The following is a 14,905-nucleotide window of genomic DNA, read 5'->3' on the forward strand; positions in this document are numbered from 1 at the left end:
ATGTGGAAGCGGTGTGAAGCGTTCATTGTCACGCCAATTCCACATGAACCGTAGATCGCCGAGCGCATTCCGGTGACATGGCTATCGGGCGGCGCCGGAATGCGGTAACTTGGCAGACGCTTTCGCCCCGCCCTGCCCCCGCCGTCCCTGCCATGCATGACCTGTTTCCCCTGATCGCCGAATACGGCGCGTTTGCCGTATTCCTCAATGTGCTGCTGACGCAAGCCGGCGCGCCGCTGCCGGCCGTGCCGACGCTGCTCGTGGCTGGTGCGCTCACATTCCACGGCCCGCTCTACTTCATGGAGCTTGCGCCCGCCGCCGTGTCCGGCGCGCTGCTGGGTGACGGCCTGTGGTACTTCGCCGGCAAGCGCTATGGCCGGCGCGTCATGGCACTGCTGTGCCGCGTGTCGTTGTCGCCCGATTCCTGCGTGCGGCGCACGCGCACGCAGTTCGAGCGCTGGGGCGCGCCGATGCTGCTGATCGCGAAGTTCATTCCGGGTTTGTCGACCGTGTCGTCTGCGCTGCTGGGCACGATGCGCACGCCGTTCAGCACGTTTGCGCTGTACAACCTGATGGGCTCGGCGGTGTGGGCCACGCTGTGGCTGCTGCTGGGCCGCGTGGCGCACGACAGCATCGACCAGGCGCTGCGCCAGCTCGACGTGCTGGGCACGCGCGCCGTGCTGCTGATCGCGTTGCTGGCGGCGGTATATGTGGCCGCGCGCTGGCTGCAGCGCTGGCGCTTTCGCAAGATGCTGGAGATGGCGCGCATCTCGCCCGACGAGCTGCATGCGCTGATCGAATCAGGCGCGGCACCGGTCATCATCGACGTGCGCGCAGACAGTTCGCGCATGCTGCAGCCGCAACGCATTCCCGGGGCCATGCTGTACGACATGTCTGGCAGCAACCGCGCCATCGAGATCGACGGCCCGGATCGCGAGATCATCATCTACTGCGCCTGCCCCAACGAGGCGTCGGCCGTGATGCTGGCGCGCACGCTGATGGGCCGCGGCTTCAAGCGCGTGCGTCCGCTGCATGGCGGGATCGATGCATGGGTGGCACGCGGCTATGGCGTCGAGCACGTCGTGTCGGTCACGCCCGCCACACTGGCAACGGCGGAAGCCGGCGCCTGAGGCTTTCGGGCAAGCGCACAAAAACAAAAAGCGCACCTCGCGGTGCGCTCTCCCGTAAGTACGGCAAACATGCGGTGCGCCAGCCCCCCGGCTCGGACACCCCGCATCGGTCCGTGTGCATCCGCCCGAAGACGGATGTGGCGAAATGATCCCCGTTTGATCCCTTCTTCGCCAGTCGGACTTGACCCCCTTGTTATTCATTTGCAACGCTGCCGCATCCAACATATGCGCGGCGTGTTCGCGTTGTTATTTCCCGTCCTTCTTTCGTTGCCTCGCGGCTGGCCATTTTGCATGGCACTCCTGCGTACTAACGGCAGGCTTGCATCAAACTTTAGGCACCGCCCGTCATCGTCAAGCAAATGTATCGATCGCGCCTTCGTGGGTCGAAACACGGCGCGGTGCCACCGTCTGCGTATCGGCGCGGTCTTGCGAGCCGCCGTTGCCATAACGGCCGCCGTTGCCACCGTTGCCCGAACCGCCACCCTGGTTTTGCGCCGACGCACCTTGCGATGCGTTCTGCTGCTGGCTGAAGTCGCCCGTGCTGACGGACGTTTGCGCAAGCTGCATCCCGCCTTGCTGCATGGCGTCGCGCAGGCGTGGCATGGCGTCCTGCACGAGTTCGGCCACGGCCTGGTGCTGGCAGACAAAGCTCGCGTTGACGGCGCCGTTGTCCACCTCCAGCTTGACGTGCATGCCACCCAGCTCGGCCGGATTCAGCTGCAGCTCGGCCGATGATTGACGATGCACCTGCATGAAGGCGAGCTGGCTGGCCATGCTGTGCGGCCAGGCGGCGTCGCCAAAGGTGGGCAGCGTGTGGATTTGCTGCGGCGTGATCGATGCACCTGCCGCAGCGCCTGCGTTGGCACCGCCCCCCGCAAAGGTAGGCGCGGCCATGCCCGCGTCGCCGTTGGCGCGCGACAGCACGCCCTGGAACTGCATACCGTTGCCCTGCGCGTTGGCCTGCCCGCCCCCAGCGTTGTCGGTGTTGCCGCCATTGCTGGCGTGGCTGGTGGCATCGGCCACGGCTGCCGTGGGCGTCTGCGTGACGGTGTTGCGTGCGCTCAGGTCGCTGCGGCGCGGCAGGCCGTGGTCGGCATTGGCGCCCTGCGCAGACGACGTGCTGCCGAGCTGGCGCACGGCGGGCGGCGTGTTGTCGGCAACGGCACGCGTGCGGGCCATGGTCTGGGCCAGCGTGCCGCTGTCGGGCAGCGCGGTGGCGGGCGGCGTCGGCGTGTTTGCAGCGTTGGCCTTGGCGTCCTGCGCCGCCGGCAAGCCAGCCGGGGCAGCTTGTGCCGTCATGGCCGGATCTGAGGTGCCCTGTGCCGCGTTGGCCGCCTCGTTGCCCGCAGCGTTTGCGGCAGCCAAAGCAGCAGCGTCACTTGCCGACGATTTGGCGACAGCCGGCGTTGCGGCGTCGGTATCGGCCTTGGTATTCGTTTGGGGCGCCGGTTGCGCAACCGGCTGCGGCACGACTGCGGCCGCCTGCTGCGCGGCCTGCCGTGCGGCTTCGATCTGAGCCGCCAGTTGGGCAGCCGGGTCGACCACCGCCTGCTGTGCAGCGGTATCGAGATCCTTGGCGCCGGCAGGCTGGGCCGGCTTGGCGTTGACCGTATCGGCGGTGCTGGTAACAGGCGTGGTGATGGCCTGCTCCGGCGTGTTGTCGTCCGCCGGTTTGGCATCCTGATCGGTGCGCGCGGCGCCGGTGCGGGCGACGTCCTTGCGCGCGATATCGGCGCGGCGGCCGGCATCGTCGGCGGCGGATTGCGCATCGGCGCGACGGCGTGCGGCCTCCTGGGCCAGACGGTCCGACAACAGGTTGCCGAAGGTATCGGTGCCGGACGAGGAAGCCTGCGTCTTGTCAGCGGCGGCAGTATTGCCGGCCGACAGCATGGCGCCGAGGTCCTTGGCGGCGGTGTTGGGGGTGGCACTCAAGCCCACGTTGACTCCATCTTGCGACTGCGTGTTCGCGTTCGTCTTCAATTGCCGCCCTGCGCCGCACGCATGCGGATCACCTTGGCGGCGTGTTCGTCGTTGTCGCGCTGGGCGCGGCGTTCTTCGTCCAGGCGCTGCTCTTCAATGTGGCGCTGGCGCAGGATGTCGAACGACTGCTCGCGGCGTTGCTTTTCCAGCCAGTTGGCACGGCTCATTGCAAGCTGCTGTTCCAGCGCGTTGATGGTGCCCTTCTGCTGGTGCACGGCATTGCCCAGGCGGTCGATGAAGGCGGCGTAGTTGCGCAGGCGCGTAACGTCCATGCCGCCTTCGGCTGTGCTCAGCATCTGCTGGTGGTAGTTGTTGCGGTAGTCGGACAGCAGCGCCAGCTTTTGCGTGGCGGCCTCGCGCGTGTTCATCAGGCGGCCGACTTCCTGCGTGGCTTTCTCGGTGTCCTTCTGGGCCAGTTCCAGCACGGTTTCGAGGCGGAACGGCTTGTTCATGGTGGTCATCAGTGGACCCTCCAGCTTCCCGTTACATCAACCCATCGGACGCAAACCCGGCGGCTTTAGCCTCCGGCTTGCGCAACGCTTGCGGCTTCACAGTGTCAAGCGGGCACATCACGCCAGCACTCCCTGCATCTTCTGCAGCGTGTGCTCGCGGCTTTCGTTCTCGAACATGCCCTGCTGCAGGAACGCTTCCATGTCGGGGTAGCGCGCGATGGCCTGGTCGGTCACCGGGTCGCTGCCGCGCGCGTAGGCGCCCACGGCAATCAGGTCGCGGTTGCGCTGATAGCGGGCGTAGAGCTGCTTGAAGCGGCGCGCCGTGTCGAGCTGCTCGCGCGGCACGATGGCCGACATCACGCGGCTGATCGACTGTTCGATATCGATGGCCGGGTAGTGGCCCTGCTCCGCCAGCTTGCGCGAGAGCACGAAGTGGCCGTCCAGAATGGCGCGCGCCGCATCGGCAATCGGGTCCTGCTGGTCATCGCCTTCGGCCAGCACGGTGTAGAACGCGGTGATGGAGCCGCCGCGGCCGTTGGCATCGACCATGCCGTTGCCGGCACGCTCAACCAGCGCCGGCAGCTTGGCAAACGCCGAGGGCGGATAGCCCTTGGTGGCCGGCGGCTCGCCGATGGCCAGGGCGATCTCGCGTTGCGCCATCGCATAACGCGTGAGCGAATCGACGATCAGCAGCACGTTGCAGCCGCGGTCGCGGAAGTATTCGGCAATCGTGTGGGCGTAAGCGGCGCCCTGCAGCCGCATCAGCGGCGAGGTGTCGGCCGGCGCAGCCACCACGGCTGAACGCGCCAGGCCTTCGTCGCCAAGAATCTCGTCGATGAATTCCTTGACTTCGCGGCCGCGCTCGCCGATCAGGCCGACCACCACCACGTCGGCCTGCGTGTAGCGGGCCATCATGCCCAGCAGCACGCTCTTGCCCACGCCGGAGCCGGCAAACAGGCCCAGACGCTGGCCCTGCCCAACGGTCAGCAGACCATTGATGGCACGCACGCCCACGTCGAGCACATGCTCGATCGGCTTGCGCTTGAGCGGGTTCAGCGGTGCCGGGTTCAACGTGCCCCAGGCGAGATCTTCGTGCGCGCCCAGCGGCCCCTTGCCGTCGAGCGGCTCGCCGTTGGCGTCCACCACACGGCCCAGCAGGCGCGGGCCCACGGGCAGGAACTTGCTGTGCGAAATCGTCGGATCGGCGCCGTCTTCGCTCGACACCGGCAGGCGTTGCGGCTCCAGCGGGAACACGCGCGCACCGGGCACCACGCCCACCAGATCCGTTTGCGGCATCAGGAAGGCGCGCTCTTCGGCAAAGCCCACCACTTCGGCCAGCACGTGGCGGCCGTGCGGGAGTTCCACGCGGCACGCGCTGCCGACCGGCAACTTCAGGCCAACGGCTTCCATGACGAGGCCGGCCACGCGCGTGAGCTTGCCGCACGTCACCACCGGGCGCGCCAGGCGCGCGCGCTGCGCGGTCTGCTGCAGGTGGGCTTGCCACATGCGAACGTTCGGATTGCCGGCGGCGGGCTGCACGATCTCAGGCGACATGGAGTGCGCCTCCTGCAACGCGTTCGGCTTCCGAGCGTTCGCTGGCAAGCCATGCGGTATCGCGGCCCAGCGCGCGGGTCAGTTCAGCCCAGCGGGTTTGCAGCGTGGCATCGGTTTCGCCAAAGCGGGTCTGCACACGGCAGCCGCCGCGCTCGATGGCGGCATCGACGATGAGCGTCCAGCCGGCCGCGGCCAGCTCGGTGCCCAGCGTCTGGCGGATCAGCTCGGCATCATCGGCATGCACGCGCAGCATGGCGGGCGCGGGTGCGGTCGGCGCATCGCCCAGCACTTCGCGAATCATCGGCAGGATGCGTTCGGGCTGCGCATGCAGTGCGCCGCGCAAAAACTGCTGCGCCAGTTGCAGCGCCAGATCCACCAGTTCTTCGGCAACGCTGCCGTTCAGTTGGTCGATCGCCTCGCGCACGGATTGCATCAGCGCGGCGATGTGTTTGGAATCTTCCTCGCCCTGGCGGCGGCCTTGTTCAAAGCCATCCTGGAAGCCTTGCGCAAAACCATCGCGGCGGCCTTCGTCGCGGGCGGTGGCAAGCTCCGCGTCCAGCGCGGCCTGCCATTCCTCTTCGGAAATGGGCGGCTCTTCGGGCTCGGGCGGCGGAGGCGGCGGCGCGGCTGCAGCAGCGGCCTCTGCGGCCTGCCGCCGGAAGTCGGTCGGCTCCCACGCCTGGTATTCGACCAGCGTGTCGCGCGGGATGATCGGCGGACGCGGCATCTCAGCGCCCCATCAAAACAAAGCGGCCCGCACGGTCAGACATAAGCGTCCTCCGCCTTGCGGCCGATGGTGATTTCGCCTTCGTCGGCCAGGCGGCGCGCAACGACCAGGATTTCCTTCTGCTGCGCTTCGACTTCCGACACCTTGACCGGGCCGAGCACTTCCAGCTCTTCCTTGAGCATCGTGCCGGCACGCTGCGACATGTTGGCGAACACCTTGTCGCGGAACTCCTGCTTGGCGCCCTTGAGCGCCACCACCAGAACGTCCTGGCTGATCTCGCGCAGCAGCGTCTGCAGTGCACGGCCGTCCAGATCGATCAGGTTGTCGAACACGAACATCTTCTCGACGATGGCGTCGGCCAGTTCCGGGTCGCGCGAACGCACGCCTTCGATGACGGAGCTTTCCACGGCGCTCGGCACCAGGTTGAGGATTTCCGCTGCCGTGAGCACGCCGCCCATCGCGTTCTTCTTGCGGTGGTCGTTGCCTTGCAGCAGCTTGGTCAGCACGTCGTTCAGCTCGCGCAGGGCGCTGGGCTGAATGCCGTCGAGCGTGGCGATACGCAGGATGGTGTCGTTGCGCAGGCGCTCGGTGAAATACGTGAGGATTTCCGAAGCCTGATCGCGGTCAAGGTGGACCAGGATCGTGGCGATGATCTGCGGGTGCTCGTTGCGGATCAGTTCCGCCACCGACGATGCATCCATCCACTTCAGGCCTTCGATGCCGCTGGTGTCACCGCCCGAGAGGATGCGGTCGATGATGTTGGCGGCGCGGTCGTCGCCGAGTGCCTTGCGGAAGACGGTGCGGATGTACTCGTTCGAATCCACGTCCAGCGGCAGGTCTTCGGCTTCAACGAAGAACGCATCAAAGGCGTCGAGCACACGCTCGCGCGAGACGTTCTTCAGCGCGGCCATGGTCGCGCCCAGCTTCTGCACTTCGCGCGGGCCCAGGTGCTTGAGCACTTCGGCGGCTTCGCTTTCGCCCAGCGACATCATCAGGATGGCGCTGCGTTGGAGTCCTTCGGCGCTCATTCGTTACTCACCCATTGTTTGATGACGGCCGCGACGGCGCGCGGGTTGCTCTGCGCCACGCGGCGCATGGTCTCGAGCTTCTTCTCGAAGTCGTTGTTCTTGAGTTGCGGCAGCGCGTCCGGCAGCTCTTCGGATTCGGCGCCGGCAGCCGCCGGGCCTTCCAGCTCCGGCCCGGCCGAAGCCGCGGCACCGGTGATGATCGGCGCGTTCGGGTCTTCGCCTTCGCGGCCTACAAAGGTGGCCGTGGCCGCCTCGTCCTTCTTGCCCATCGAGCGGATCGCCGGACGGATCACCGCGAACACCAGGATCAGGAAACCGATGGCCAGTGCCAGATACTTGGCGCCCTGGATGCCGTACTGGATCATCTCCGGCTGCTTCCACAGCGGCAGGTCGTCCTTGGCCATCGGCAGCGTGCCCGAGAACTGGCTGTTGACCACGTTCACGGAGTCACCACGCTTGGCGTCAAAGCCCACGGCGTCCTTGACCAGCGCGTTGAGTTTGGTCATCTCGGCTTCCGACAGCGGCTTCCAGGTCTTGCCGTCGCCACGGTAGTTGACGACCACGGCCACCGACAGGCGGCGCACGGTGCCCACCGCGGCGCGGGTCCGGCGCACGGTCTTGTCGACTTCGTAGTTGGTCGTGGTGTCGCGGGTGCTCGACGAATTGCCGGTGGTCGCGGTGCCGCTCGAGTTGGCAGCCGCCGCTTGCTGCGGTTGACCGTTCGGGCCCGTTGCAACCGGTTGTGAGGCCGGAGCCGGTGCGGTCGGCAGCATGCGCGGCGCGGTCGGCGGCTGGTTGGACAGCGCGCCGGGCACGCCGCCCTGGGCGTCGGCCTTGTTCTGCGTGGCTTCGGCGGTGTGCGTGCTGCGCACGGCGGCGTTGGCCGGGTCCTGGTTGGGACGATACGTCTCGGCCATCTGCTCGGTGTTGTCCAGATCGACGTCGGCCGTCACCTGCGCGCGCACGTTGTCTTCGCCCACCACGGGGCCGAGGATGGCTTCGATGCGCTTGATGTAGCCCTGCTCGACGTCGCGCACGTAGCTCAGCTGCGTCGGGTCGAGACCCGAGGCGTTGTCCTGGAACGACGACGACAGCAGACGGCCGGACTGGTCGACCACCGTCACGTTGGCCAGCGGCAGGTTCGGCACGCTGCTCGACACCAGGTGGCCAATGGCCTGCACCTGCGAGCGGTCGAGCATGCGGCCCGGATACAGCTTGAGCAGCACCGAGGCGCTGGGCTTGGCCTGCTCGCGCACGAACACCGACGGCTTGGTCATCGCCAGATGCACGCGGGCGGACTGCACCTCCTGCATGGCCTGGATGGTGCGGGCCAGCTCGCCTTCCAGGGCGCGCTGGTAATTGACTTGCTCGGCAAACTGGCTCGTGCCGAATTTCTGGTTCTCCATCAGCTCGAAGCCGGCCTGGCCGCCCTTGGGCAGGCCTTGCGAAGCGAGCTTCAGACGCGCTTCATGCACGCTCGCCTCGGGCACCATGATGGCGGTGCCGCCTTCGGCAAAGCGGTACGGCACGTTCATTTGCTGCAGTGCGGCGATGATCGCCCCGCCGTCGCTGTCGGACACATTGCTGTACAGGACGCGATAGTCCGGCGCGCGGCTCCACAGCATCGCGGCGGCAATGACGGCCACCAGCGCGGCACCGCCGATCATCATCAGCAGGCGCGGCGACAAACGGCCGAGCGGGCCCAGGGCGCCCAGCGCACCTGCACCTCCCGCTTTCTGGCGCGTCATCGCGCCCTGGCCCACCGCCGGCATATCGACCGTACCGAGCGTGTCGGCGACAGCAACCGAATCGGCTGTCGTTGGCATCCCAAATCTCCTGACTGACTACGTTGCTTGAGCGCTCGCCCAACGTCTGGGCATGGCTCCGTGGTTGCCATTATCGGCAGCGGGTGCGCAAGCAAATTGCCAAGAAGAGGGCGTTTTCCCGTTCTTTTGGGCGCTTGGGAACGGCGGCCGGGCGGCTACCTTTGCATCACCGTGGCGCCATGGCGACCAGCCGGCCGAGGCGGAAAACGCCCAGAAAAGCCGGCCCAGGCAGTCAAGCAACGGCGCCGCAAGCAAGTCAGAGCAAAAGAGGAGTTGTCTTCACATGGATATTACGAACGCCAATTCAGTGGTCTCGCTGATGAACAGCGTGCTGGCGCCGTCCAAGACGGTGGGCGGCATTGGGGCGGGCGGTTCCGGCACGGGCGAAGACGCCAAGGTCAGCGTCGACTTCGGTGCGGTGCTCAAGTCGTCGCTGGACCGGGTGGATGCGTCGCAGCAGAAGGCCGAATCCGTCTCGCGCAGCTTCGAAATGGGCAACAACGACGTGGATCTGCATGACGTGATGCTCTCGCTGCAAAAGGCCAACATTGACATGCAGACCGCGGTGCAGGTGCGCAACAAGTTTGTCTCGGCGTACCAGAGCATCATGAGTATGTCGATCTAACGTCACTTTTCACGCTTTCTTTTTTCGCGCCGCATGTCCAAACACGCCAAACACCGCGCCAAGCCCGTCAAGAGCAGTCTTGCGCTGGTCGTCATCGCCCGCGACGAGGCTGCCTGCATCGAGCGCTGCCTGATGAGCGCCAAGCCGCACGTCGACCGCATGATCGTGTTGGACACCGGCTCGACCGACGACACCGTGGCGATCGCCAAGGCGTGCGGCGCCCAGGTGCACCATTTCACGTGGGTGGACGACTTTTCGGCCGCCCGCAACGCCGCGCTGGCCGCCGCCAATGCGGACTGGAACCTCGTGCTGGACGCCGACGAATGGATCGAGGCCGGCACGGACGAGCTGCGCGACGCCTGCACCTTCGGCCCGTTGCTGGGCGTGGTGTGCATCCGCAGCGGGTTTGAGGTCTCGGGCAAGGTGGAGCAATCCAACAGCTGGATTGCGCGCCTGCTGCCGGGCGGCGTGCGTTACAAGGGCCGCATCCACGAGCAGCCCGACGCCGACCTGCAGCGGGTTCGCCTGCCGCTGGTGATCGGCCACGACGGCTACCTCGACGTCAAGCTCGAGAAGAAGCGCGGGCGCAACCACACCCTGCTCCAGCTGGAGCTGGCCGCGCGTCCGGACGATCCGTACGTGCTCTACCAGCTCGGCAAGGATTTCCAGATCAACCAGGGCGACGCCGCCCAGGCCGCAGAGTATTACCGGCGCGCCGTGGCGACGGCACCCAAGCAGTCGCCCTATCGGCACGACCTGTGTATCTGCCTGCTCGCGTGCCTGAGCCAGACCGGACAACTCGACGAGGCCATCACCCTGGCCGGCGAGTGGATGGACGAATGGTCGGGCTCGCCGGACTACTTCTACCTGCTCGGCCATCTCATGTTTGAAGCCGCCGCCAAGCACCCGGCCGAGGCCGAAAAACAATGGCTGCCGATGGCGGAAAACGCCTTCCTGAAGTGCCTGGAGATTGGCGAGCAGCCCAAGCTGGACGCCGCCGTATTCGGGCGCGGCAGCTTTGCCGCCGCAAAGTACCTGGCGCTGACCTACCGCGCCCTGGCCGACACGCTGGCCATCAAGTCGAACCAATATTCCGACCTCGCGCGGCAGATGCAGGAACGCAGCGCAGTCGCCGCCGCATGAGCACGCAATCATGAAGACAGTCATCCTGGCCGGGGGCCTCGGCACGCGCATCAGCGAAGAATCGCACCTGCGGCCCAAGCCGATGATCGAGATTGGCGGCCGCCCGATCCTGTGGCACATCATGAAGATCTATGCCGCCCACGGCATCAACGACTTCATCATCTGCCTTGGCTACAAGGGCTACGTCATCAAGGAATACTTCGCCAACTACTTCCTGCACATGTCGGACGTGACGTTCGACATGTCGAAGAACGAAGTGACCGTGCACGAGCGCCATGCCGAGCCGTGGCGCATCACGCTGGTCGACACGGGCGAGCAATCGCAGACCGGCGGGCGCCTGAAGCGCGTGGCCGCCTATCTGGACCCGAACGAGCCGTTCTGCTTCACCTACGGCGACGGCGTGTCGGACATCGACATCACGAGCAAGATCGCCTTCCACCGCGCGCACGGCAAGATGGCCACCGTGACGGCCGTGCAGCCGCCGGGCCGCTACGGCATGCTCCAGCGCGACGGCGCACGCGTGACCGGCTTTACCGAAAAGCCGCCCGGCGACGGCGGCAGCTGGATCAACGGCGGCTTCTTCGTGCTCAATCCGTCCGTCATCGAATACATCGCGAGCGAAGACACGCCGTGGGAAGGCGCACCCATGGCGCGCTTGGCCGAGATGGGCGAACTGAACACGTTCGAGCATCACGGCTTCTGGCAGCCGATGGACACGCTGCGCGACAAGAACAGTCTGGAAGCCCTTTGGCAAACGGGGAGTGCACCGTGGAAAAAGTGGTGACGCTCGACCCGCGTGCGTGGGCCGGCAAGCGCGTCTTCCTGACCGGGCACACCGGCTTCAAGGGAAGCTGGCTGGCTCTGTGGCTGCGCCAGCTTGGCGCCGATGTGTATGGCTACAGCCTGGCGCCCGAAACGAGCCCGAATCTCTTTACGCTGGCGGAGGTGGAATCCGCCATGGCCGGCCACACGCTGGGCGATATCCGTGACGCGGATGCCTTGCGTGCCGCCATGACCGCGGCGCGACCCGACGTGGTGTTTCACCTGGCCGCGCAACCGCTGGTGCGTGCGTCGTACCAGGACCCGGCCGGCACCTACGCCACCAACGTGATGGGCACGGTGAACGTGCTGGAAGCCGCGCGCACCTGCGCCGGCCTGTCGGCCATCGTGGTCGCCACCACCGACAAGTGCTACGACAACCGCGAGTGGGCCTGGGGCTATCGCGAGACCGACGCACTCGGCGGCCATGATCCGTACAGCGCCTCCAAGGCCTGCGCCGAACTCGTGGCCGCAAGCTACCGACGCGCCTTTTTCGCCAACGGCCCGCTGCTGGCCACCGGCCGTGCAGGCAATGTCATCGGCGGTGGCGACTGGTCGGAAGACCGACTCATCCCCGATGCCGAGCGCGCGATGCGTGCTGGTACGCCGCTGGTCATCCGTTCACCGCACGCTACGCGGCCGTGGCAGCACGTTCTGGATTGCCTACATGGGTATCTGGTGCTCGCACAACGGCTGCTGGCCGGTGACGCCGCGTGCGCAACCGCCTGGAACTTCGGCCCGGACAGCGCCGCCACGCGCACGGTCGAACAGGTGTTGCAAGGCTTGCAGCAACATTGGCTCACGCTGATGTGGCAGCTGGACGCCAATGCCACCGCCGGCAAGCACGAGGCCGGCATGCTGCATCTCGACGCCAGCCGGGCGCGCCAGCATCTGGGCTGGCAGACGGCGTGGCCGTTCGAAACCGCGCTGGAACAGACCGCCGCGTGGTACCGGCATCTGCATGAAAAAACTGCGGACGCCCGCGCGCTGTGCGATCAACAGATCGACCGCTTCACCGCCGCCGCATCTGCTGCCCCTTTCAGGAGCGCCGCATGAGCCGCTTCACCATCCAACCGACGCCGCTGGCCGGCGTGGTTGAAATCAACCGCAAGGTCATCGGTGACCATCGCGGCTACTTCACGCGCTTCTTCTGCGCAGACGAACTGGCCGCCGCCGGCTTTGACAGCCCAATCGCGCAAATCAATCACTCGTATTCCGCCAAGCGCGGCACCGTGCGCGGGCTGCATTTTCAGTACCCGCCGCATGCCGAGATCAAGCTGGTGAGTTGCGTGCGCGGCCGCGTGTTCGACGTGGCCGTTGACCTGCGTGCAGGCTCGCCGACGTTCCTGCAATGGCATGCGGTGGAGTTGTCCGCCGAACGCCACAACAGCCTGCTGGTGCCGCGCGGCTTTGCCCACGGCTTCCAGGCGCTGGAAGACGATTGCGAGCTGCTGTATCTGACCTCGACGCCGTACGCGCAAGCCGCTGAAGACGGCATCAACCCGACCGACAGCCGGCTCGACATTGCCTGGCCGCTTGCCATCACCGAATGCTCAGACCGGGACCGCAACCATCCACCGCTGACCGACGCGTTTGCGGGCATCACGTTGCGTGCCCTGACTCCTGAACTGCAGGAACAGCCATGACCCAGAAGATCCTGTACTCCAAGCCCTCGATCACCGAGCTGGAAGTCGAATACGCCACCGACGCCGCACGCAACGGCTGGGGCGACCAGTGCTACGCCTACATCAGCCGTTTCGAAAAGCAGTTTGCGGAATTTGTCGGCACGCAGTACGCCATTGCCACCTCAAGCTGCACCGGAGCCATGCACATGGGCCTGGCCGCGCTCGGCATCGGCGCCGGCGACGAGGTGATCCTGGCCGACACGAACTGGATCGCCACGGCATCGCCCATCACCTACGTGGGCGCCACGCCGGTGTTTGTCGACATCCTGCCGGACACGTGGTGCCTGGACCCGGCGCTCGTGGAAGCGGCCATCACGCCGCGCACGAAGGCCATCATCGCCACGCACCTCTACGGCAACCTGTGCGAGATGGACCGCCTGCTGGACATCGGCAAGCGCCACGGCATTCCCGTCATCGAGGACGCGGCCGAGGCTGTGGGCTCGCGCTGGCACGGCCACGCAACGGGTTCGCAAGGCATCTTCGGCACGTTCTCGTTCCATGGCACCAAGACCATGACGACGGGCGAAGGCGGCATGTTCGTCACCAACGACCGCGCGCTGTACGACCGCGTCATGACGCTGAACAACCATGGCCGCGTGCCGGGCGGCAAGCAGTTCTGGTCCGACTTCATCGGCTTCAAGTACCGCATTTCCAACGTGCAGGCCGCCATCGGCTGCGCGCAGCTTGAGCGCATCGACGCGCTCGTTGCACGCAAGCGCGAGATCTTTGCCGAGTATCAGGCGCACCTTGGCGGCGTTGCCGGCCTTGCGCTCAACCCCGAGGCACCCGGCACGCTCAACAGCTATTGGATGCCCACCGTCGTGTTTGACGAAGCGCTGGGCATTACGCGCGACGGGCTGCTGGCCGCGTTCTCGCGGCGCGGCATCGATGCACGCGTGTTCTTTTATCCGCTGAGCCAGACCGAGTTGTTCGGCACGTCCGAGGCCACCGGGCGCCACAACGCGCCCAACAGCTACGCGATTGCAGAGCGCGCCATCAACCTGCCGTCATATCACGACATGTCGAGCGAGAACATCGCGACGGTGTGCAACGTGGTGCTCGATCTCGTGAAAGCCCACCAGGAGACGCTGACATGCCTGGCATCCTGAGCCCCGACCAGATCGAGACCTTCCAGCGCGACGGCCTGCTGATCCTGCGCGACTTCTACGCGCCGTCGCAGATCGAGCCGATCCAGCGCGCCAGCTACGACATCATCGGTCTGGTGATCGACAAATACCGCCTCGACATCGAGCGCGCGCCGTTTGCGCCGGAACGGTTCGACGACGGTTATCAGGCCGTCATCAAGGCCAATCGCAAGTACGGCGCCGAGGTGTACGACGCCGTCAAGCAGATCCCCGCGTTTGTCCGCCTGCTGGGCGACGAGCGCCATGAGCAGCTCGTTCGCGAAGTGCGCCCAGGCGCGCTGCCCGGCATTGCGCACGCGGGCTCCGGCATCCGCATCGACAATCCGCGCGAAGAGAAATTTCGCGCCAACTGGCATCAGGAATACCCGGCCCAGTTGCGCAGCCTGGACGGCGTGGTGTTCTGGAGCCCGCTGGTCGAAATCACGCCCGAGATCGGGCCGGTGGAGTTCTGCCCCGGCTCGCACGTCGAAGGCCCGCTGCCCGTCTTCAGCGCCGACCCGGACAACGCCGGCAAGCAAGGCGCCTACGCACTGCTGATCAAGGACGAGGCGAGCTACCTCGCGCGCTATCCGCACGTGCAACCGCTAACCAAGCCGGGCGACCTGGTGATGGTCGACTTCCTGGTGCTGCACGCCTCCGGCCACAACACGAGCCAGCGTTCGCGCTGGTCGATGCAGTTCCGCTACTTCAATTTCTGCGAGCCGACCGGGCGCTCGCACGGTTGGAAGGGTTCGTACGCCAACGGCGTCGACTTCCGTACCGTCCACCCCGAACTCTCCGTGGAAGCCTGA

General features: G+C 66.3%; 14 protein-coding genes. 8 read left to right on the forward strand and 6 right to left on the reverse strand.

The genetic code is table 11. The features are described 5' to 3' along the window. The first annotated feature begins 152 nt into the window (after positions 1-152). Positions 153-1,130 carry a DedA family protein/thiosulfate sulfurtransferase GlpE gene (locus R2669_RS15790; protein ID WP_316901134.1) on the forward strand — a complete coding sequence of 326 codons (978 nt, stop codon included), beginning with the start codon at positions 153-155 and terminating at the stop codon, positions 1,128-1,130. 351 nt (positions 1,131-1,481) lie between these two features. On the opposite strand, the gene R2669_RS15795 is transcribed toward R2669_RS15790, so the two are convergent. From R2669_RS15795 to fliF, 6 genes are all read right to left on the reverse strand, one after another. Then, positions 1,482-3,068, reverse strand: coding sequence for a flagellar hook-length control protein FliK (locus R2669_RS15795; RefSeq protein ID WP_316901479.1), 1,587 nt, complete (start codon positions 3,066-3,068; stop codon positions 1,482-1,484). 38 nt (positions 3,069-3,106) lie between these two features. Next, the gene (gene fliJ / locus R2669_RS15800; RefSeq protein ID WP_004631467.1) at positions 3,107-3,571 is read right to left on the reverse strand and encodes a flagellar export protein FliJ; all 465 of its coding nucleotides are present in this window, start codon (positions 3,569-3,571) and stop codon (positions 3,107-3,109) included. Positions 3,572-3,679: 108 nt separating this feature from the next. Next, positions 3,680-5,116, reverse strand: a complete 1,437-nt coding sequence (gene fliI / locus R2669_RS15805) for a flagellar protein export ATPase FliI (protein ID WP_316901135.1) — start codon at positions 5,114-5,116, stop codon at positions 3,680-3,682. Beyond that, entirely contained in the window at positions 5,106-5,843 is a 738-nt protein-coding gene (fliH, locus tag R2669_RS15810; protein ID WP_316874603.1) for a flagellar assembly protein FliH, read from the reverse strand. The genes fliI and fliH overlap by 11 nt, the downstream gene beginning before the upstream one ends. 35 nt (positions 5,844-5,878) lie before the next feature. After that, positions 5,879-6,871, reverse strand: a complete 993-nt coding sequence (gene fliG / locus R2669_RS15815) for a flagellar motor switch protein FliG (RefSeq protein ID WP_027679900.1) — start codon at positions 6,869-6,871, stop codon at positions 5,879-5,881. Beyond that, positions 6,868-8,697, reverse strand: coding sequence for a flagellar basal-body MS-ring/collar protein FliF (fliF, locus tag R2669_RS15820; RefSeq protein ID WP_316901138.1), 1,830 nt, complete (start codon positions 8,695-8,697; stop codon positions 6,868-6,870). Before fliF ends, fliG begins: the two co-directional genes overlap by 4 nt. A 283-nt stretch (positions 8,698-8,980) precedes the next feature. On the opposite strand from fliF, the gene fliE reads away from it, so the two are divergent. Genes fliE through R2669_RS15855 form a run of 7 tightly spaced genes read left to right on the forward strand, consistent with a single transcriptional unit; the run spans position 8,981 to position 14,905 of the window. After that, complete coding sequence (gene fliE, locus R2669_RS15825; RefSeq protein WP_316874606.1) at positions 8,981-9,322, forward strand: flagellar hook-basal body complex protein FliE; 342 nt, start codon at positions 8,981-8,983, stop codon at positions 9,320-9,322. Positions 9,323-9,355: 33 nt separating this feature from the next. After that, positions 9,356-10,465 carry a glycosyltransferase gene (locus tag R2669_RS15830; RefSeq protein WP_316901140.1) on the forward strand — a complete coding sequence of 370 codons (1,110 nt, stop codon included), beginning with the start codon at positions 9,356-9,358 and terminating at the stop codon, positions 10,463-10,465. Between the two features lie 10 nt (positions 10,466-10,475). Then, positions 10,476-11,249 carry a glucose-1-phosphate cytidylyltransferase gene (gene rfbF / locus R2669_RS15835; protein WP_316901143.1) on the forward strand — a complete coding sequence of 258 codons (774 nt, stop codon included), beginning with the start codon at positions 10,476-10,478 and terminating at the stop codon, positions 11,247-11,249. Beyond that, on the forward strand, positions 11,234-12,340 hold the full coding sequence (gene rfbG, locus R2669_RS15840) for a CDP-glucose 4,6-dehydratase (RefSeq protein WP_316901145.1): 1,107 nt from the start codon (positions 11,234-11,236) through the stop codon (positions 12,338-12,340). Before rfbF ends, rfbG begins: the two co-directional genes overlap by 16 nt. Next, positions 12,337-12,930 carry a dTDP-4-dehydrorhamnose 3,5-epimerase gene (gene rfbC, locus R2669_RS15845; RefSeq protein ID WP_316901147.1) on the forward strand — a complete coding sequence of 198 codons (594 nt, stop codon included), beginning with the start codon at positions 12,337-12,339 and terminating at the stop codon, positions 12,928-12,930. The genes rfbG and rfbC overlap by 4 nt, the downstream gene beginning before the upstream one ends. Then, positions 12,927-14,078 carry a DegT/DnrJ/EryC1/StrS family aminotransferase gene (locus tag R2669_RS15850; protein ID WP_316901150.1) on the forward strand — a complete coding sequence of 384 codons (1,152 nt, stop codon included), beginning with the start codon at positions 12,927-12,929 and terminating at the stop codon, positions 14,076-14,078. The genes rfbC and R2669_RS15850 overlap by 4 nt, the downstream gene beginning before the upstream one ends. After that, positions 14,063-14,905 (forward strand): phytanoyl-CoA dioxygenase family protein, encoded by an 843-nt coding sequence (locus R2669_RS15855; protein ID WP_316874613.1) that lies wholly within the window; start codon positions 14,063-14,065, stop codon positions 14,903-14,905. The genes R2669_RS15850 and R2669_RS15855 overlap by 16 nt, the downstream gene beginning before the upstream one ends.

It is taken from the genome of Ralstonia edaphi (assembly GCF_958350185.1).
Classification (GTDB): Bacteria; Pseudomonadota; Gammaproteobacteria; order Burkholderiales; family Burkholderiaceae; genus Ralstonia; species Ralstonia edaphi.